Raw genomic sequence first — 18,638 nt, 5'->3', positions numbered from 1 at the left:
ATGATTTTAAAAACAGATGAATGTTAATTTTTGTTAATCATTATTGATTCATAAAATATAAATATAAATTTGCGCATTAATTATCGATGAAGAATTGGTTAAAATATTTACTTCTAAGTCTCTCACTAATTATTTTAGTGAGTGGTAGATTTCATTCTGAACCTTCATTTAATTCTTTGAATCTTTCTTCGGCAAAAAAAACATTAAAAAATAAAGCTGAAGACAAAAGTCTTATTCTAAATATAGACCAAGCAGCGGACTCTGAAGAAATTCTAGTAGAATTAGATGAAGAAGATTTTTCTCAATCTCATCATTTCTCTGATTTTTCATTTGAAAACAACTTCTATTCAACTTATTCTAAGTTAGTTGAGTCGTTTTTGTGGCAAAAAATTGCGTTCAAAAACCTACAATTAGGTACTCTAAAGAATAAAATCTTTATTTTAAATCGTAATCTCAGAATTTGATTTCTCGATTTCAACATTTTGTAAACATCTTTTATTAAGTAAGAGATGAACATTCTTTTTTGCGCTTTTCTATGAAAATGTGCATTCTATTGTTTAATTCAAACTATTTTTAAGAAAAAATGATGATCAAAAAATTAGCATCATTAGCTAGTCTAATGATAGTTTTGCTGGCATTAAGTTGCTCAGAAAAAAAAGAAGAAAAAATCGGAAATACGGTGTATCCGGTAACTACACCATACAAAACCAATACTGAAATTACTAAAGATTATGTAGCTCAAATTCAATCTGCTAAGAATATTGAAATTAGAGCTCAAGAGAAAGGTTTTCTACAAAAAATATATATAGATGAAGGGCAATTTGTAAGGGCAGGACAGCCAATGTTCCAAATTATGCCACAAATTTTACAAGCCGAGGTAATGAAGGCCAAGGCAGAAGTAGATCAATCTTTAATAGAATTAGAAAATGCCACTAAATTATCTACCAACAACGTGGTTTCTAGAAATGAGCAAAGAATGGCTAAAGCCAAACTAGATGCAGCAAGAGCAGAGTTGAAATTGGCGCAGACCAAACTTTCTTTTACCACAATTAGAGCTCCTTTTTCAGGAATTATCAATAGAATTCCTTTAAAATTAGGAAGCTTGGTAGATGAGGGAGAATTATTGACATCTCTTTCTGATAATTCAGGAATCTATGCTTATTTCAATCTTTCTGAACCAGAATATCTTAACTACCAAACCCATCTTGCTGAAAGAGGAGACCAACAAGTTGCTCTAGTGATGGCAAATGGTGAGTTGTTTCCTGAAAAGGGAGTTATCCAAAATATAGAAGGTGAATTTGATAACGAAACAGGCAATATCGCTTTCAGAGCTAAGTTTCCTAATCCTAATCAATTGCTTAGAAACGGAGAAACGGGTAAAATAAAAATGAGAATACCGCTCTATAATGTTTTAGAAATACCTCAAAAATCTACTTACGAAATTCAAGACAAAAAATATGTCTTTGTAGTCGATAAAAATGGCGTAACTAAATCTAGAGAAATTACCGTAGCACAAGAATTAGAAGACATCTATATTATAGCAAGTGGTTTACAAGCTAATGAAAAATTTTTGGTAGATGGTATACAAAAAGTAAAGGATAACCAAAAGGTGAATGTGAAAATGCAAAACCCTGAAGTGGTGATGAAAAATTTAAAATTCAAAGCCAACTAATTTTTTAAAATTTGAAAATTTATGTTTAATAGTTTTATAAAAAGACCTGTACTTTCTATCGTTATTTCTTTGATCGTAGTATTCTTAGGATTGCTAGCGCTTGTAGAATTACCCGTCACTCAATTTCCTTCAATCTCACCACCCAAAGTAAATATTACAGTAGAATACCCTGGTGCTAATAATGAATTGATGATTAAGTCTGTGATTATTCCTCTAGAACAATCACTCAATGGAATTCAAGGACTTAAATATATGACTTCTGATGCTGGAAACGACGGAGAAGGTTCAATACAATTAGTTTTTAACCTCGGTACAGACCCTAACATTGCTGCGGTGAATGTACAAAATAGAGTTTCTTCGGCGGTTAACAAACTACCCCCCATTGTAATAAGAGAAGGGGTAAAAATTACCAGAGAAGAGCCAAATATGTTGCTTTATGTAAATTTATACAGTGATGATAAAAAAGCCGACCAAAAATTCTTATTTAATTATGCTGATATCAATATTTTACCCGAATTAAAAAGAATAGATGGTGTAGGTTTTGCAGATATTTTAGGAGACAGACAATACGCCATGAGAATTTGGTTAAAACCAGATAGAATGACTGCTTACAATATTTCTGCTGACGAAGTAATGGAAGCACTAAACGAACAAAGCTTAGAAGCATCTCCTGGTAGAACTGGTGAAAGTTCTGGTAAAATTTCTCAAAGTTTCGAGTATGTTATTAAATATCCTGGCAGATTCAACAAAGAAGAAGAGTATAAAAACATTATTGTAAAAGCTAATGCTAACGGAGAATTTGTTAGACTGAAAGATATTGCCAATATAGAATTTGGCAGTATGATGTACGATATCTACTCTACGCTAAACGGTAAACCTTCTGCAGCCATTACCATTAAGCAATCTTATGGTTCTAATGCAAGTCAAGTAATAAAAGACATTAAATCTTTAATGGCAGAATTAGAGAAAAAAGATTTCCCAAAAGGAATGCACTACGAAATAAGCTATGACGTGTCTAGATTTTTAGATGCATCAATGGAGAAAGTGGTTCATACCTTATTTGAAGCTTTTATCTTGGTATCTATTGTTGTATTTATCTTCTTAGGAGATTTACGCTCTACCATTATTCCTACCATTGCAGTACCCGTTTCATTAATTGGAGCTTTCGCTGTAATGTCTGCATTCGGCATTACCTTAAACCTTATATCTTTGTTTGCTTTGGTAATGGCAATTGGTGTAGTAGTAGATGATGCAATTGTGGTAATAGAAGCCGTACACGCCAAAATGGAAGAAAAAAATCTCTCTCCACTTAAAGCCACAGAAGAAGCAATGCATGAAATCAGCGGAGCAATTATCGCAATTACCTTAGTAATGGCATCTGTATTTATCCCAATTGCATTTATGTCTGGACCTGTTGGTATATTTTACAGACAATTTTCAATTACCATGGTTTCGTCTATCATCCTTTCTGGTTTAGTAGCGCTTACTTTAACACCTGCTCTTTGTGCACTTATTCTGAAAAACAATCATGGAAAACCTAGAAAAAGAACTCCTATTAATCGATTTTTAGATAAATTCAATGCATTATTTAATAGGGGCTCTCTGAAATACGAAGGTATGCTCAATAGGTTTATCACTAAAAAAATGATAACCTTACCATTATTGTTAATCTTCTGTTTAGGCACTTTTTTCTTGAGCAATAAGATACCTTCAGGATTTATCCCAAGTGAAGATCAGGGGATGATCTATGCCATCATACAAACTCCACCAGGTTCTACTTTAGAGAGAACCAATAAAATAGCATTAGATTTACAAAAACACTGCGAAGACATTGATGGAGTGGAATCTGTTTCATCTTTAGCTGGTTACGAAATTTTAACGGAAGGTACAGGTTCTAACACGGGTACTTGTCTCATCAATCTAAAAAATTGGGACGAAAGAAAACATTCTGCTACAGAAATCATAGAAGAGCTAGAACAAAAAGCGAAACAAATCCCTGGTGCTAATATAGAATTCTTCCAACCACCTTCTATACCTGGCTATGGTGCTGCTGGCGGTTTTGAACTGAGATTACTAGACAAAGCAGGAAGCGGAGATTACCATAAAATGGAAGAAGTGAGCAAGCAATTTGTAGATGAACTCAAAAAAAGACCAGAATTAGGAAATGCTTTTTCTTTTTATTCTGCTAGTTTTCCACAATATATGATGAGAGTTGACAACGAAATTGCAGAACAAAAAGGAGTAAGTGTAGGAAAAGCGATGGACAACCTTTCTACACTCATTGGTTCTAATTACGAAACAGGTTTTATTAGATTTGATAGACCTTACAAAGTAATTGTACAAGCAGATCCTAAATATAGAGCTTTACCACAAGATTTATTAAAGCTTTACACCAAAAACGATAAAGATCAAATGGTGCCTTATTCAGATTTTATGCACTTAGAAAAAGTGTATGGTCTATCAGAAATTACAAGACATAATCTCTATAATTCTTCGGAAGTAAGTGGTAATCCTGCAGAAGGATATAGCAGTGGTGAAGCTATAGATGCCATAAAAGAAGTTGCAGAAAAAACTTTACCTAGAGGTTTTGATATTGATTGGGCAGGTATTTCTAAAGACGAAGTAAGCCGTGGTAACGAAGCAATCTACATTTTCTTAGTTTGTCTTGGGTTTGTTTACCTTATTTTATCAGCTCAATACGAAAGTTTTGTGCTACCGCTTCCAATTATTTTATCATTACCTATTGGGATCTGTGGAGCATTCTTAAGCCTTAAATTATTTGGTTTAGAAAACAATATTTACGCACAAATTGCCATGATTATGCTCATTGGTTTATTAGGTAAAAATGCAGTATTAATTGTAGAATTTGCAGTTCACAGAAGAGCAGCAGGCGTACCAATCTACAAAGCAGGTATAGAAGCTGCGTCACTCCGTTTTAGGCCTATTTTAATGACTTCTTTTGCATTTATTGCAGGCTTAATTCCTTTAGCAATCGCCACAGGACCAGGCGCCATTGGCAACAGAACCATAGGAACTGCAGCAGCAGGAGGAATGCTTATTGGTACTGTTTTCGGGCTAATTATCATCCCTGGATTATATTATATTTTCGGGACTATTTCCGATAAATTAAGAATGGCTGAACACGAATCTGAAAATCCTTTAACCGAAGAAATTGACAACAATGCACCGATTTTATAAATATTTTTATTTGGCAACTTTCGCCTTGTTTTTGATGGGTTGTAAAGCACCAATGCCAACAATTATTAAAGACGAAATAAAAGAAAACGTTCCGAAAAATTTTGAAAATCAAGATAATAATGTGACTCAAAATACTGGAACTACGCCTTGGAAACAGTTTTTTACGGATGTTCAACTTCAAAAATTGATAGAGATTGCTTTAGCAAATAATCAAGAATTAATGAAGACTTTTCAAGAAATTGAAATTGCAAAAAGTAATGTTCTCTACAAAAAAGGAATGCTAACTCCTACTATAAATGCTGGTGGTTCTATCGGCGTAAAAAAAGCAGGAAGATACACCAGTGAAGGAGCTGGTGATGCTAGTACTAACATGGAAAACAACAAGCCAATTCCTGATCCTTTGATGAATTTCGAAGGCGGACTCAATGCAAGCTGGGAAATTGATATTTGGAAAAAACTTCGCAACGAAAAAGATGCAGCAGTTGCACATTATCTTTCTACTGTTGAAGGAAAAAACTTTATCCTTTCTAACCTAATTGCAGAAATCGCTAATAATTATTATGAATTGCTATCACTTGATAATAAGTTAGATATTATTCATCAATACATTAAAATTAATGAAAAGGCGTTAGAAATCGCAAAAATTCAGAAAGAAGCTGCAGCAACTACAGAATTGGCCGTGAAAAAATTTGAAGCTGAATTAGCAAAATCTAAAGCCGAAGAATACAATGTAAAACAAGAAATTGCTGAAAAAGAAAACATTATCAATGCTCTTCTTGGTAGATTTCCTCAACCTATTGAAAGAACCAAGGATAACTACACATCTATCATTCCACAGAATGTATATTTCGGCATTCCTTCTCAGTTGCTAGAAAATAGACCAGATATTAGAGCAGCAGAATTCGAACTAAAATCTGCAAAATTAGATGTAGAAGCTGCACGAAAAGAATTTTACCCTTCACTTGGTATTTCTGCTACTTTAGGTTTAGAAGCCTTCAAACCGAATTATTTGGTAAAAATGCCAGAATCTGTAGCTTACAATTTAGCAGGAGAAATTGCAGGACCTTTAATTAACAAAAGTGCCATACAAGCTAATTTCAAAGCTGCCGATGCCAAGCAAATAGAAGCTTTGTATGAATACGACAAAACCATCATTAATTCTTATTTAGAAGTAAGCAATCTGATGTCTAAAATTAAAAATCTAGACCAATATTATGGTTTAAAATATCAGGAAACCCAAGCCTTAGAAAAATCTATAGATATTGCCAATCTTTTGTTCAAAAACTCTAGAGCAGATTATCTAGAAGTTTTAATGAACAACAGAGATTTATTAGATGCTAAAATGGAATTGATAGAAGCTAAGAAAAACCAACTAGGAACCGTAGTAGATATCTACAAAAGTCTAGGTGGTGGCTGGAAATAACATCATTTTTTTCTTTTTAACTTAGCTCTGCTACAATCTTTTTTTGTAGTGGAGCTTTTTTATCATCATCATAGATTATAACTTATTAATTTTGAATTTTTTTTAGAAAAATATATTGTATTTTTGCAAAAATTTTATCAATAGATGGAAACTAAAACTCAATACATTCCTTATAAAGTTAAGGACATTTCCCTAGCAGAATGGGGACGAAAAGAAATTATGCTTGCAGAAGCAGAAATGCCAGGTTTAATGGCAATTAGAGAAGAATACGGACCATCACAACCATTGAAAGGTGCTAGAATTGCTGGTTGTCTTCACATGACGATTCAAACTGCTGTTCTTATCGAAACTTTGGTAGCTTTAGGTGCTGAAGTTACTTGGAGTTCTTGTAATATTTTCTCTACTCAAGATCACGCTGCTGCGGCTATTGCTGCTGCTGGAATCCCAGTTTATGCGTGGAAAGGTATGAATGCAGAAGAATTCGATTGGTGTATCGAACAAACTATTTTCTTCGGAGAAGATAGAAAACCATTGAACATGATTTTAGATGATGGTGGTGATTTAACAAATATGGTTTTTGATAAATTTCCAGAATTAACTGCAGGAATCAAAGGTTTATCAGAAGAAACTACTACTGGCGTACACAGATTGTACGAAAGAATGGCAAACGGAACTCTAGTAATGCCTGCAATTAACGTAAATGATTCTGTTACTAAATCTAAATTCGATAACAAATACGGTTGTAGAGAATCTGCAGTAGATGCGATTAGAAGAGCAACTGACGTAATGTTGGCTGGAAAAAGAGTGGTAGTTTGTGGTTTTGGTGATGTTGGTAAAGGTACTGCTGCTTCTTTCAGAGGAGCTGGTTCTATTGTAACCGTTACAGAAATTGATCCAATCTGTGCTTTACAAGCTGCAATGGAAGGTTATGAAGTAAAAAAATTAGACACCGTAATCGAAAATGCTGATATTGTAATTACTACAACTGGTAACTTCAATATCGTAAGAGCTGAGCATTTCAAAAAAATGAAAGATAAAACCATCGTTTGTAACATTGGGCATTTCGACAACGAGATTGATATGGCTTGGTTAAACGAAAATTACGGTCACACTAAAACTGAAGTTAAGCCTCAAGTTGACATCTATAACATTGATGGTAACGATATTATCATCCTTGCAGAAGGTAGATTGGTAAACTTAGGTTGCGCAACTGGACACCCAAGTTTCGTAATGTCTAACTCTTTCTCTAATCAAACTTTAGCTCAAATAGAACTTTGGACTAATTCTGAAGCTTACGAAAACAAAGTATATATGCTTCCTAAAAAATTAGACGAAAAAGTAGCAGCTCTTCACCTTAAAAAAATTGGTGTAGAACTAGAAACTCTTTCTCCTGACCAAGCTAAATATATTGGCGTAGAAGTAGAAGGACCTTTCAAACCTGAATATTACAGATACTAAAAGTCGGAAGACAGAAGTCAGAAGACGGAAGTTAGATGACTAAAAATTTATACAAAGCTCCTCAGAAAATTCTGGGGAGTTTTTATTATACTATTTTTTATTAAATTTGAAAAAAACACAAACATGACGAAATCTAGACTTGAAGCATTTTCAGACGGAGTTCTTGCCATTATCATTACTATTATGATATTAGAAATAAAACCTCCAGAATCTACAGAATGGCATTCATTATTAGAATTATTACCCAAATTTTTAAGTTATATTCTCAGTTTTGCTTATGTTGGCATCTATTGGAACAATCATCATCATATGTTTCAAGCAGTGAAAAAAGGAGTGAAAGGAAATATACTTTGGAGTAATCTTACTTTACTATTTTGGTTATCCTTAATCCCTGTTGCAACAGCTTGGATGGGGGAACATAATTTTGAAAAAAATCCTGTTATTCTATACGGTTTTGTCTTACTAATGAATGCCATCAGTTATTGGATTTTGGCAAATTTAATTATCAAAAACGAAGGAAAAGATTCTCACTTTGCAAAAGCAATTGGTAAGGATATTAAAGGAAAAATATCAATTGTTTTCTATATTTTAGGAATCATTTTTTCTTTCTTCCACTCTGGTTTAGGGATTTTAATGTATGCCATTGTAGCATTGATGTGGCTTATTCCTGATAAAAGAATTGAAAAATTATATAAAGAATAACACTCTAATTCATAAACTAAATTTTTCATTTTTATAGAAATTTATAAAAGATTTTAGCATTGATATTTAAATTCTTTGTAAATTCAGAAAATGAAGTATTTGAAATTACTTTTTTTGTTTTTTGCTGTATTAATCAATGCTCAAGACGGATTTCAACTTTTGAATAATAAGAAAAAAATTGACATTCCATTTAGGCAGATTAATAATTTGGTCTTTATTGATTTAAAAATTAATAATGTAGACCTTACTTTTTTGCTTGATACCGGAGTCTCAGAGACTTTATTATTTAGTCTTGACAATAAAGAAATTTCATTTGAAAATATAGAAAAAGTAAAATTTACAGGCTTAGGAGGTAGCACTTTTGTAGAAGGAATAAAGTCATCTAAAAACAAAATAAATATTCATAATCATCTAGAAGACAAAAACCATACAATCTATATTATTCTAGATGAAGAATTCAATTTCTCGTCACATGTAGGCATCCCTGTAAACGGTATTTTAGGATATCATTTTTTTAAAAATCATCCTATTAAAATAGATTTTACACATCATCTGATTACGGTTTATAACGAAAATTATTTCAACAAAAAAAAGTTTAAAAACTTCGAAAAACTCCCAATTTCCATTGAAAATCAAAAACCTTATATCATTACAGACATCCAACAAACCAAAGAAATTTTTCCAGCAAAAATGTTAATCGATTTAGGAAATAGTGATGCATTATGGTTATTTCCTAATAGAATCCCTAATTTTAATTACAACAGGCCTAATATAGACGATTTTTTAGGCAGAGGATTCAATGGTGATATCTACGGAAAAAGAAGCAGAATAAACACCATAAAACTAGGCCAAAACACTCTAAAAGAACCCATAGTTTCTATGCCAAGTAATGAATCTGTACAATCTATGAATTTTGTAAAAGACAGAATTGGTTCTATAGGTTCTGATATTTTGAAAAGATTCACTGTGATTTTAGACTATAAAGCTTCAAACTTTTACATCAAAAAAACGAAAACCGTCAATGACGCTTTTAAATTTAATATGAGCGGACTAGATATAAAACATGACGGTATGAAATGGGAAAGTGACTTGGTAAAAGTGGACCTTCCAAAGCCAAAAGAAAACGCAAATAATGAAAACACGGTATACACTGCACAAAGTGATTTTCAGTATAAATTTATACTAAAACCTGAATATTCTATTGTAGGTGTTAGAGAGAACTCTCCTGCATTTTTAGTAGACATTAGAAAAGGGGATAAATTAATCGAAATCAATGGAAAGAAAACCTCGGATATGAACTTACAGCAAATCAATGAAATTTTTGCGTCTCAAGAAAACAGAAAAATAAAGCTCAGCTTGGTTAGAAACTCAGAAACTCTCATCAAAGAATTTATTTTAAAAGACCCTATTCCTTATCAAGAAAACTAATGCCTGAAAGACTAAATCCTATAAGAACTCGCCCAAGATTCAAAATCTACACAGATTTAGAACCAAATACTTGTGCCGAAAAATTAAAATCTCAACTAAAAGTTGAGAACCAGATTTTCCAAGGAAACATCAATACTGAAGTTGCCAATATTTGGGTGAAAACCCAGCATAATGAATATTGGAAACCTTATCTCTCACTTAGAATCGAAAAAGAAGAAGACCAAACCGTTATAAGAGGAATTTTCGGTCCTAGCTCTGCTGTTTGGACGTTTTTTATGTTTTTGTATTTTATTTTTGGGATTATTTTCATGGTTTTCATCACTCTTTGGTTAATCACTAAACAAATAAAAAGCAGTGATTTTCCTTATGCTATTTATCTTGCGATTTCTTCAGCTATTTGCTTGGCACTAACCTTTATTGCCACAAAAATTGGTCAGCAGAAAGCAAAAAAAGAAATGGAAGAATTGAGAAATTTTGCAGAAAGTACGCTAGAAAATTTAAAAAGTTAATTTTTAAGAGAATCTTTTTTAGTTTGTAAATATTCTGTTCTTCTCTTTTGTTGAGTCAGAATTTCCTCTAAAAAAGGTTTTATTTCGTTATTTATTTGAGCTTCAGAATAGTCATTCGCTTTGGGAGATTTCAGCAGCTCTTTCCACGGTTTTGTTTTAAAATTAGACTCACCAAAAATAATTACAGGCGTTCCTTTGGCTAATATTTTAATCCCTTTTTCGTCTAAAATCCATTGTTCTCCCCAATTGTACATCCACTCTGCATCTTCTTCTAAAAGTCTCATACAAGAATGTGATGCATGGTATCCTGGTAAGTCATATTGATGCCACCCTATCCCTTGAAAATTAAAAACATTAAAATTCCATCTGAGTTTCCATTCTGAATTAGAGGTACTTATGGCCAATTTTTTCTTCCAATTGGTAAATCCAAGTCCAATTCTAGTTGGCGAACTTTTTTTACCCATACTTGTAGGCCCCCATTTGATGAGATTTCCGTTTTCGTACAATGCATAAGCGTGAATAGGATAACTGAAAAGAGCAAGTTTATGAATGTCTTTTGCCAAAGATATATTACTAGGAAATGGACTGTATGCTTTAAAATCCTTTTCCATCTTATCTGGAACTACCAAAGTATCTGCGCGCCATCTGTTTTTAAAATCTAGTCTATTAATTGCCAATATATTATGAACTTCCTCATCAGAATATTTTTTTTCAAAAACCGAAAGTGCAGAATCTTGATGATTGATAATTTCAGCGTGATAAGAAATTTCTTTTTTATTTTCTTCACTCTTTATTAAAGAATCCGATTTTTTTTCTCGTAAAGGTTCTTTCACTTCCTCAGGTGTAATTTTATCACACTGAATAATTAAAAAGAGTGTTAAAAACATAAGAAAAAATTGAGTAGGACGCATTTTTGGTTAATGATTTTATTATGCAATGATAAGAAAAACAAAAAAGCTTTACAAAAATTTGTAAAGCTTTTTACAATCCCAAGTTGGGATTTTCACATTCAATTAAACTTTTTACTAGATATATCTATACTTTTCTATTATTTCGCAGTTCCTTCTATGGTTATAATTTTACCATTCTCATCATATTCTAACTCCACTACTTTCATACTTCTAAGCCAGGTAATATCGTTAGAAGGTACACAGTCGTGATGAAATAAGTACCATTTCCCTTCAAATTCTACGATTGAATGGTGAGTTGTCCAGCCTACAACGGGAGTTAAAATTACGCCTTGATACGTAAACGGGCCATAAGGATTATCACCTACTGCATAACATAGCAAATGTGTATCACCGGTAGAATAAGAAAAATAGTATTTCCCATTGTATTTATGTATCCAAGAAGCTTCGAAGAAGCGCCTTTCTGTGTCACCTTGTTTCAAAGGTTCCCCGTTTTCGTCTAAAATAATTACATCTTTCGGAGTTTCTTCAAATTCTAACATATCCCCAGAAAGTTTAGCTACTTTAGCACATAATGCTGGTTCATTATCAGCAGGTAAAACGCCTACTTCTTGAGCTCTATTATTCCTATATCTTTGTAATTGTCCGCCCCAAATTCCGCCAAAATATAGATAGTATTCTCCATTATCTTCAAAAGCACAAGGATCTATACTATAGCTTCCTATTATAGGATGTTTCTCTGGGATAAAAGGACCTTCTGGTTTATCACTTACTGCCACTCCTATTCTAAAAATATCCGTTTTGTCTTTCAAAGAAAAGTACAGATAATATTTACCATTTTTTTCGGCACAATCAGAATCCCAAAGTTGTCTTCCTCCCCACGGAATATCATTTACTTCTAAAACCTTACCATGATCTACCGCTTTGCCATTTTCTATATTGTCAAGAGAATATACGTGATAATCTTTCATATCAAAATGGTCTCCGTTGTCATTTTCTGGTTGCCCAGAATCATAATCATGAGAAGGATAAATGTATATTTTCCCATTAAAAACATGAGCTGAAGGATCTGCCATATACAAATCATCTACTAAATATCTTGGCTCTTTCATCTAATAATATATTTGAATTAAATTTTTATTTTATTTTTTTCTTCTTTCATTTAAGTCTTTTTCAATCTGAAGTTCCATTTTTTTATCAATTTTATATAAAAATAATAAACCACAAGAAATGAAAAATGGAATAGCTGGAAAAATACTTACCAGCATTTTAGCACCTGCTGCTACCGTTTCTGGTTGCACTACATTTTGAGTTCCTTCTGTTGAGATATAACCATAATGCCCGATAATAGATGAAACGAGAGCACTACCAACGCTTAATCCTACTTTTAATCCTACCATCATTGCAGAGAAAATAATAGCAGTAGCTCTTCGGTTGTTTTTCCATTCAGAGTAGTCTGCTACATCTGCAATCATTGCCCATAGAATTGGGGTGCTAATTCCATAGAAAAAACCGTGCAAAATTTGTGAAGTAAACATTAATCCTACAGATTTAGACGGATAAAATATAAAGAACAGCACAAAAAGCGTAGAAATAAATAGTGATGCAAAAAAAACATCTCTTTTCCCATATTTATCTGCAAATCTTTTAGAAAAAGTAATTCCCACAATCATCATAATAATTCCGCCAGCATTAAAAAGTCCAAAACCTGCAGATTTAGGATCTTCACCAAAGAAATTCATTCCAATAGAATTAAAAAATCCGGTAATAGGAGAAATAAAACTTTTTAGACTTTCTGCATCTACATAATTATTAAAATAATAAACATAAGAACCTCCTTTCATTGCCAAAGTAATAAAAATCAAAGTAGTAACCACCAACATTATAATCCATGGTCTATTTTGGAATAAATCTTTCAAATCTTCTTTTAAGCTAGATTCTTGTTCCGCAGTTGGTATTACTCTTTCTTTGGTAGTAAAAAATGTAATCAACAACATTATTGTTCCTATAATCGCCAGCCAAGTCATCACGGTTTCTATACCTACAGCTTTGTCACCGTGTCCTACAGACAAAATGATAGGTAACATAAATACTTGCACAAAAAACTGCGCAAACATTACCGCTACAAAACGATAAGAAGAAATACTGTTACGCTGTCCCATATCACCAGTAATTACTCCACTTAATGCCGAATATGGTAAATTATTAGCAGCATAAAGTAACAATAATAGAGAATAAGTAACCGCAGCATAGACCATTTTCCCTTTGTAAGAAAAATCTGGCGTACTAAAAGCTAATAAAGCACAAACACCAAGTGGAACAGCCGTAAATAAAATCCACGGACGGAATTTACCCCATCTAGAATGCGTTCTGTCTGCAATAGCTCCAATAATAGGATTGAAACCAAAACCAGCAATTAAACCTACAATAAGCGTAATGATAGACGCATCTTCCGGCTTTAATCCATAAATATCAGTGTAAAAATAAGCCAGATATGTTACGAGTGTTTGAAAAACGAGATTAGCAGCTAAATCTCCTAAGCTATAGCCGATTTTTTCAATGACTGAAATTTTTTGATTACCTTGTTCCATTATTTTGGGTTTAGAGTTATTAATAATATTTTGTGAATTAATTTTGTGGCGCTAAGTTAGAAAAAACAATTTTTTCTGCAATCGATTTCTTATTTTTTTTATATTTGTTGTGAAAAAATCATATACCTTTATAAAAAAAATTAAAAGTGAAACCTGCTGAAAACGATAAACAAGTTACCATTTACGACATTGCTGCGAAGTTGAAAATATCTCCTTCTACTGTTTCTCGTGCACTAAACAACGCAAAATACGTAAACAAAGTCACCAAAAAATTGGTAAAAGATGAGGCCGAAAAATTAGGATATAAACCTAATTCTTTTGCGGTAGGGCTTCGAAACAACCAAAGTAACACCATTGGAATTTTAATTTCTAGAATCAATAGACCATTTAATTCTGTTTTAATTAGTGGGGTAGAAAAAACTGCCAGACAAGCTGGCTACAATGTAATTATTTGTCAATCAAATGATTCTTACGAAAACGAAGTTACAGGAGCAGAAGCTCTCTTATCAAGCAGAGTAGTTGGTTTAATAGCTTCATTAAGTATGGAAACCGAAAATTTTGATCATTTTCAATCTTTTTTTGATGCTAAAACACCAGTGGTTTTTGTTGATAGAGTGCCTAATTTAGATTCTCATAAAGTAGTTGCTGATGATTTCAGAGCTGGTTATAATGCCACGCAACATCTTATAAAAAAAGGCTGCAAGAGAATTGCATTATTGGTAGGCTCATTGCAAAGAAACGTATATTCTGATCGTAAAAATGGCTATGTACAAGCTTTATTAGACAATAATTTACCTGTAGATGAATCCCTAATATTAATGCTAAAAACACTAAGCACAGAAGAAAGTGAAAAGGCTACCAAAAAACTATTGAGTCTTCCTAATCCACCTGATGGAATTTTCTCTACCAATGACACTGCTGCCGCTGCTGCAATTATTACCGCAAAAAAAATAGGCTTTAGTATTCCTAAGCAATTGAAAATCATAGGATTCAACAATGATTATATTTCCACCATTGTAGAGCCATCGCTTTCCACTATTGCACATCCAGCCGAAAAAATGGGAATTATTGCTGCCGAAAAAATATTACAACACCTCAATAAAAATACAGAAATGGATACAGATGTATCTGAAATTACCATATTAAAAACCAGTTTAATTGAAAGAGATTCTACAAGATAGTTCTGGCTATTTTGCGTTAAAATCTACAATCGATTTCATATAAATCATTACCTCATGAATTACTTCTATAAAAAGCTAATATTACCACTTTTTACCGTGCTTTTGCTATGTAACAGTTTTACAGCAAGTGCGCAAATTACAAAAGATTATGACCTTTGGCTTCAATATCAAAAATCATCTGTTGCTAATGATATTTTCAAAAACATTGCTTTAAATACTAAAGACGAAACCAATAAAGCCATACAAGATGAATTGAAAACCGCTTCAGAAAGAATGTTTCAGTACTCTCCTACTTTTTCAAATTCAGGAAATGCTACTTTAATCATCAAGAAGTTTTCAGAATTAGAACCTACTCAAAAAAATATCATTAACAAAGCAAACGCATTGAATGATGAAGGTTTTGCCATAGAAACCATTCAAAATAAAGGAAAAAAGACAGTTTTAATTACCGCTAAAAATTCTTTGGGATTATTATACGGAACGTTTAGACTTTTGAGAGAACTACAAATCGATCCTTCTAAAAAACATTTTAGCATAGCTGATGAGCCTAAATTAAAAGTAAGAATGCTCAATCATTGGGATAATCTAGACGGAACAGTAGAACGCGGCTACGCAGGAAGTTCTATCTGGAATTGGCAGAAACTTCCTGATTTTATCGATAAAAAATACATAGACTACGCTCGTGCTAATGCTTCTGTCGGGATAAACGGAGTTGCATTAATTAATGTAAATTCTAACGCACTTATCCTCACTCCTCAATATTTGGAAAAAGTAAGTGCATTGGCAAAAGCTTTTAGACCTTATGGAATCAAGGTTTATCTTACCGCTCGATTTTCTGCTCCCATTGAAATTGGAGGACTTAAAACCGCAGATCCTTTAAACCAAGAAGTGCAACAATGGTGGAATAATAAAGTAAATGAAATCTACAAATTTATACCAGATTTTGGCGGTTTTTTGGTTAAAGCCAATTCCGAAGGACAACCTGGCCCTCAGAATTATGGAAGAAACCACGTAGATGGAGCTAATATGATGGCGAAAGCACTACAACCTCACCACGGAATTGTATTGTGGCGCGCTTTTGTATATTCTGAAACCGATTCTAGCGACAGAGCAAAACAAGCCTACAGTGAATTTGTACCTTATGATGGGAAATTTGAAGATAATGTTTTGGTACAAGTAAAAAACGGAGCGATAGATTTTCAGCCAAGAGAACCGTTTCACCCAATGTTTGGGGCAATGCCAAAATCTAAATTAATGATGGAATATCAGATTACTCAAGAATATTTAGGATTTAGTTCGCATCTGGTTTTTCTACCGAAATTGTATGAAGAAGTTCTAGAATCTGACACTTATAAACAAGGAAAAGGGAGCACCGTTGCCAAAATTATTGAAGGAAAACCTAATGAATTAAGCGGAATGGCTGGTGTAGCCAATATTGGGAGTGATTTGAATTGGACAGGACATCCATTTGCTCAAGCCAATTGGTATGGTTTCGGCAGATTAGCATGGAATCCCGAACTTAGTTCAGAAAAAATAGCTGAAGAATGGCTTCAACAAACATTTTCTAAAGATTCTAATTTTGTGAAAACGATTTCAAAAATAATGCTTCAATCTAGAGAAAGCGTTGTAAAATATATGACACCGCTTGGTTTACATCATATTATGGCGACCAATCATCATTATGGTCCTGGACCTTGGGTAAATGATTTAGCAAGACCAGAATGGAATCCTGTTTACTATCATAAAGCAGATAAAAACGGAATTGGTTTTGATAGAACTGCAACAGGAAGCAATGCTCTAGCACAATATTCACCAGAAATTGCTCAATATTATGGTGATTTAAAAACCTGTCCAGAAGAATATCTTTTATGGTTTCATCATTTACCTTGGGATTATAAAATGAAAAACGGAAAAATCCTTTGGGATAATCTTGGGATTAAATACCAAGAAGGTGTAAACGAAGTAAAAAATATGATTACCACTTGGGAATCTGCAAAACCATACATAGATGCCGAAAGACATCAAGAAGTTGCCCAGTTATTGACCATTCAATTAAAAGAAGCTATCTGGTGGAAAGACGCTTGTATGACTTATTTCCAGACATTTTCTAATCTACCATTCCCAAAAGAAATGGAAACCCCAAAACACGATTTAGAATATTATAAATCTCTTCAATTTCCTTTTGCACCAGGTATTAAACCACATTGGTAATTAAGGAATGTAGAAAAAATTAAATCTACTCTTTTCTTAAAAAAAAAACGGATAGCGTTTTCCACTATCTGTTTTTTTAATTTTAAATTTTAAAAATATATCCTTTCGCTATTTTATTGCGGTATTTTTTTTCATCAAATCGATAGAGAAAAGAGCCTTTTTTTGAAGATCTCATATCTTTTTCATTCGTTTTTATCAAAATATCCAAACTATTGATTTTACTGATAAAATTTCTCTTGTCATAAGTTTCATCAAAAATAGCTTCATAAAGACTTTGCAATTCTCTCATGGTGAATTTAACTGGAAGCAACTCAAAACCAATAGGTTGCGTAGAAGCTCTATATCTAAGTCTAGCTACTGCATGATTAACCATTAAATTATGGTCAAAAATCAATTCTGGAAAATCATTCAAATCAAACCACTGCGCATTGTATTTTTCATTAATTTCAAAATTATTCTCAATATTAATCAAGGCATAATAAGAAACAGAAATAATTCTTGCAGTAGGTTCTCTTTCTACCTCACTGTAAACTCTCAATTGCTCTAGATAAATATTTTCTAAGCCTGTAAGAGAAATTAATACTCTATTTGCTGCACTATCCAGAGTTTCATTATCACCAATAAAACCTCCCATCAAAGACCATTCTCCCTTTTTAGGTTCAAAATTTCTTTTTATGAGTAGAATTTTTAGGTTATTGCCATCAAATCCAAAAATAATACAATCTACTGCCAGAAGATGTTTAGGATATTGTGAGTAGTTTTTTTTCATCATAAGTTCATAAGTAATTACAAATATAATTCTTTTATGCATTGAAATAATCATAATTATAAAATAAATGTTACAAACACACTTATTTATCTAAAATTAACTTTCCTATAAAATTAATAACCCTAAGTATAAATTTTTGGGGGGTTTTGCAGCATTTGATTCTGAAATTTTTGTTAAAACAGAAGTGATATTTGTTAATAAAATGTTAATGTTATGTTAAAATTAAAAGTACTTATCGTACATTTATAGATGCGTTTATTTTACTTGCTTTGCATAATAAATACGATAACTTAAAACAGTCTTAAAATCTAACAGATACAAAAATATCTAAGATTACATAATTTGTAAAACTACTCTATGCTTATATATAATTGCAAAAGTGATATAAAATAGCATAATTTTTATGATAAGTAAACTCATTTTTAATACCATATTCATATGTTTACATAACAATAAAATCGTCATTTTTAGCAATTATAGAAAAAGGTATTTCATATTTCAAATCTTTAGAGTAACTTTATAAATGTAAAAACAACACTTATTAAATCTTTTGAATACTTTTCTTAAGAATCTAAAAGATTAAATGTT

At 32.4% G+C, this 18,638-nt stretch carries 14 protein-coding genes; 10 read left to right on the top strand and 4 right to left on the bottom strand.

The features are described 5' to 3' along the window. Positions 1 to 86: 86 nt before the first annotated feature. The 8 genes from IEW40_RS09535 to IEW40_RS09500 all read left to right on the top strand — a co-directional run bounded on the left by IEW40_RS09535 (position 87) and on the right by IEW40_RS09500 (position 10,390). Positions 87 to 464: a hypothetical protein gene (locus IEW40_RS09535; protein ID WP_188617869.1), complete on the top strand. Its 378-nt coding sequence runs from the start codon at positions 87 to 89 to the stop codon at positions 462 to 464. A gap of 119 nt (positions 465 to 583) precedes the next feature. Then, on the top strand, positions 584 to 1,672 hold the full coding sequence (locus IEW40_RS09530) for an efflux RND transporter periplasmic adaptor subunit (protein ID WP_373283791.1): 1,089 nt from the start codon (positions 584 to 586) through the stop codon (positions 1,670 to 1,672). A 21-nt stretch (positions 1,673 to 1,693) separates the two neighbouring features. Next, positions 1,694 to 4,870, top strand: a complete 3,177-nt coding sequence (locus tag IEW40_RS09525; RefSeq protein ID WP_188617868.1) for an efflux RND transporter permease subunit — start codon at positions 1,694 to 1,696, stop codon at positions 4,868 to 4,870. Further along, the gene (locus tag IEW40_RS09520) at positions 4,854 to 6,293 is read left to right on the top strand and encodes a TolC family protein (RefSeq protein WP_188617867.1); all 1,440 of its coding nucleotides are present in this window, start codon (positions 4,854 to 4,856) and stop codon (positions 6,291 to 6,293) included. Before IEW40_RS09525 ends, IEW40_RS09520 begins: the two co-directional genes overlap by 17 nt. A 144-nt stretch (positions 6,294 to 6,437) precedes the next feature. Continuing rightward, a complete protein-coding gene (ahcY, locus tag IEW40_RS09515) occupies positions 6,438 to 7,751 on the top strand; it encodes an adenosylhomocysteinase (RefSeq protein WP_188617866.1) in 1,314 nt (437 codons plus the stop codon). 123 nt (positions 7,752 to 7,874) lie between these two features. Then, positions 7,875 to 8,453, top strand: coding sequence for a TMEM175 family protein (locus tag IEW40_RS09510; protein WP_188617865.1), 579 nt, complete (start codon positions 7,875 to 7,877; stop codon positions 8,451 to 8,453). Positions 8,454 to 8,543: 90 nt separating this feature from the next. Next, positions 8,544 to 9,881 carry an aspartyl protease family protein gene (locus IEW40_RS09505; protein ID WP_188617864.1) on the top strand — a complete coding sequence of 446 codons (1,338 nt, stop codon included), beginning with the start codon at positions 8,544 to 8,546 and terminating at the stop codon, positions 9,879 to 9,881. Further along, a complete protein-coding gene (locus tag IEW40_RS09500; protein ID WP_188617863.1) occupies positions 9,881 to 10,390 on the top strand; it encodes a hypothetical protein in 510 nt (169 codons plus the stop codon). Before IEW40_RS09505 ends, IEW40_RS09500 begins: the two co-directional genes overlap by 1 nt. On the opposite strand, the gene IEW40_RS09495 is transcribed toward IEW40_RS09500, so the two are convergent. The 3 genes from IEW40_RS09495 to IEW40_RS09485 all read right to left on the bottom strand — a co-directional run bounded on the left by IEW40_RS09495 (position 10,387) and on the right by IEW40_RS09485 (position 13,889). Further along, a complete protein-coding gene (locus IEW40_RS09495) occupies positions 10,387 to 11,277 on the bottom strand; it encodes a L,D-transpeptidase (protein ID WP_188617862.1) in 891 nt (296 codons plus the stop codon). The two genes, IEW40_RS09500 and IEW40_RS09495, sit on opposite strands and share 4 nt — an antisense overlap. 161 nt (positions 11,278 to 11,438) lie before the next feature. After that, on the bottom strand, positions 11,439 to 12,410 hold the full coding sequence (locus IEW40_RS09490) for a glycoside hydrolase family 43 protein (RefSeq protein WP_188617861.1): 972 nt from the start codon (positions 12,408 to 12,410) through the stop codon (positions 11,439 to 11,441). 30 nt (positions 12,411 to 12,440) lie between these two features. Further along, positions 12,441 to 13,889 carry an MFS transporter gene (locus tag IEW40_RS09485; protein ID WP_188617860.1) on the bottom strand — a complete coding sequence of 483 codons (1,449 nt, stop codon included), beginning with the start codon at positions 13,887 to 13,889 and terminating at the stop codon, positions 12,441 to 12,443. 146 nt (positions 13,890 to 14,035) lie between these two features. Between IEW40_RS09485 and IEW40_RS09480 the strand changes: the two genes are divergently transcribed. Continuing rightward, positions 14,036 to 15,070: a LacI family DNA-binding transcriptional regulator gene (locus IEW40_RS09480; RefSeq protein ID WP_188617859.1), complete on the top strand. Its 1,035-nt coding sequence runs from the start codon at positions 14,036 to 14,038 to the stop codon at positions 15,068 to 15,070. A 54-nt stretch (positions 15,071 to 15,124) separates the two neighbouring features. Continuing rightward, complete coding sequence (locus tag IEW40_RS09475; RefSeq protein WP_188617858.1) at positions 15,125 to 17,281, top strand: alpha-glucuronidase family glycosyl hydrolase; 2,157 nt, start codon at positions 15,125 to 15,127, stop codon at positions 17,279 to 17,281. 82 nt (positions 17,282 to 17,363) lie between these two features. Here the strand turns inward: IEW40_RS09475 and IEW40_RS09470 are convergent, their stop codons facing one another. After that, on the bottom strand, positions 17,364 to 18,050 hold the full coding sequence (locus tag IEW40_RS09470) for an NUDIX hydrolase (RefSeq protein WP_188618061.1): 687 nt from the start codon (positions 18,048 to 18,050) through the stop codon (positions 17,364 to 17,366). Positions 18,051 to 18,638 lie beyond the last annotated feature (588 nt).

Origin of the sequence: Cloacibacterium rupense, from assembly GCF_014645495.1 — a bacterium.
GTDB lineage: Bacteria > Bacteroidota > Bacteroidia > Flavobacteriales > Weeksellaceae > Cloacibacterium > Cloacibacterium rupense.
The sequence above is the reverse complement of the archived record's forward strand: the minus strand, read 5'-3'. Positions and strand labels throughout refer to the sequence as shown.

Coding starts and splice junctions, on each gene's coding strand:
- IEW40_RS09535 (WP_188617869.1), top strand. CDS start 87: ATGAAGAATTGGTTAAAATATTTACTTCTAAGTCTCTCACTAATTATT.
- IEW40_RS09530 (WP_373283791.1), top strand. CDS start 584: ATGATGATCAAAAAATTAGCATCATTAGCTAGTCTAATGATAGTTTTG.
- IEW40_RS09525 (WP_188617868.1), top strand. CDS start 1,694: ATGTTTAATAGTTTTATAAAAAGACCTGTACTTTCTATCGTTATTTCT.
- IEW40_RS09520 (WP_188617867.1), top strand. CDS start 4,854: ATGCACCGATTTTATAAATATTTTTATTTGGCAACTTTCGCCTTGTTT.
- ahcY (WP_188617866.1), top strand. CDS start 6,438: ATGGAAACTAAAACTCAATACATTCCTTATAAAGTTAAGGACATTTCC.
- IEW40_RS09510 (WP_188617865.1), top strand. CDS start 7,875: ATGACGAAATCTAGACTTGAAGCATTTTCAGACGGAGTTCTTGCCATT.
- IEW40_RS09505 (WP_188617864.1), top strand. CDS start 8,544: ATGAAGTATTTGAAATTACTTTTTTTGTTTTTTGCTGTATTAATCAAT.
- IEW40_RS09500 (WP_188617863.1), top strand. CDS start 9,881: ATGCCTGAAAGACTAAATCCTATAAGAACTCGCCCAAGATTCAAAATC.
- IEW40_RS09495 (WP_188617862.1), bottom strand. CDS start 11,277: ATGTTTTTAACACTCTTTTTAATTATTCAGTGTGATAAAATTACACCT.
- IEW40_RS09490 (WP_188617861.1), bottom strand. CDS start 12,410: ATGAAAGAGCCAAGATATTTAGTAGATGATTTGTATATGGCAGATCCT.
- IEW40_RS09485 (WP_188617860.1), bottom strand. CDS start 13,889: ATGGAACAAGGTAATCAAAAAATTTCAGTCATTGAAAAAATCGGCTAT.
- IEW40_RS09475 (WP_188617858.1), top strand. CDS start 15,125: ATGAATTACTTCTATAAAAAGCTAATATTACCACTTTTTACCGTGCTT.
- IEW40_RS09470 (WP_188618061.1), bottom strand. CDS start 18,050: ATGAAAAAAAACTACTCACAATATCCTAAACATCTTCTGGCAGTAGAT.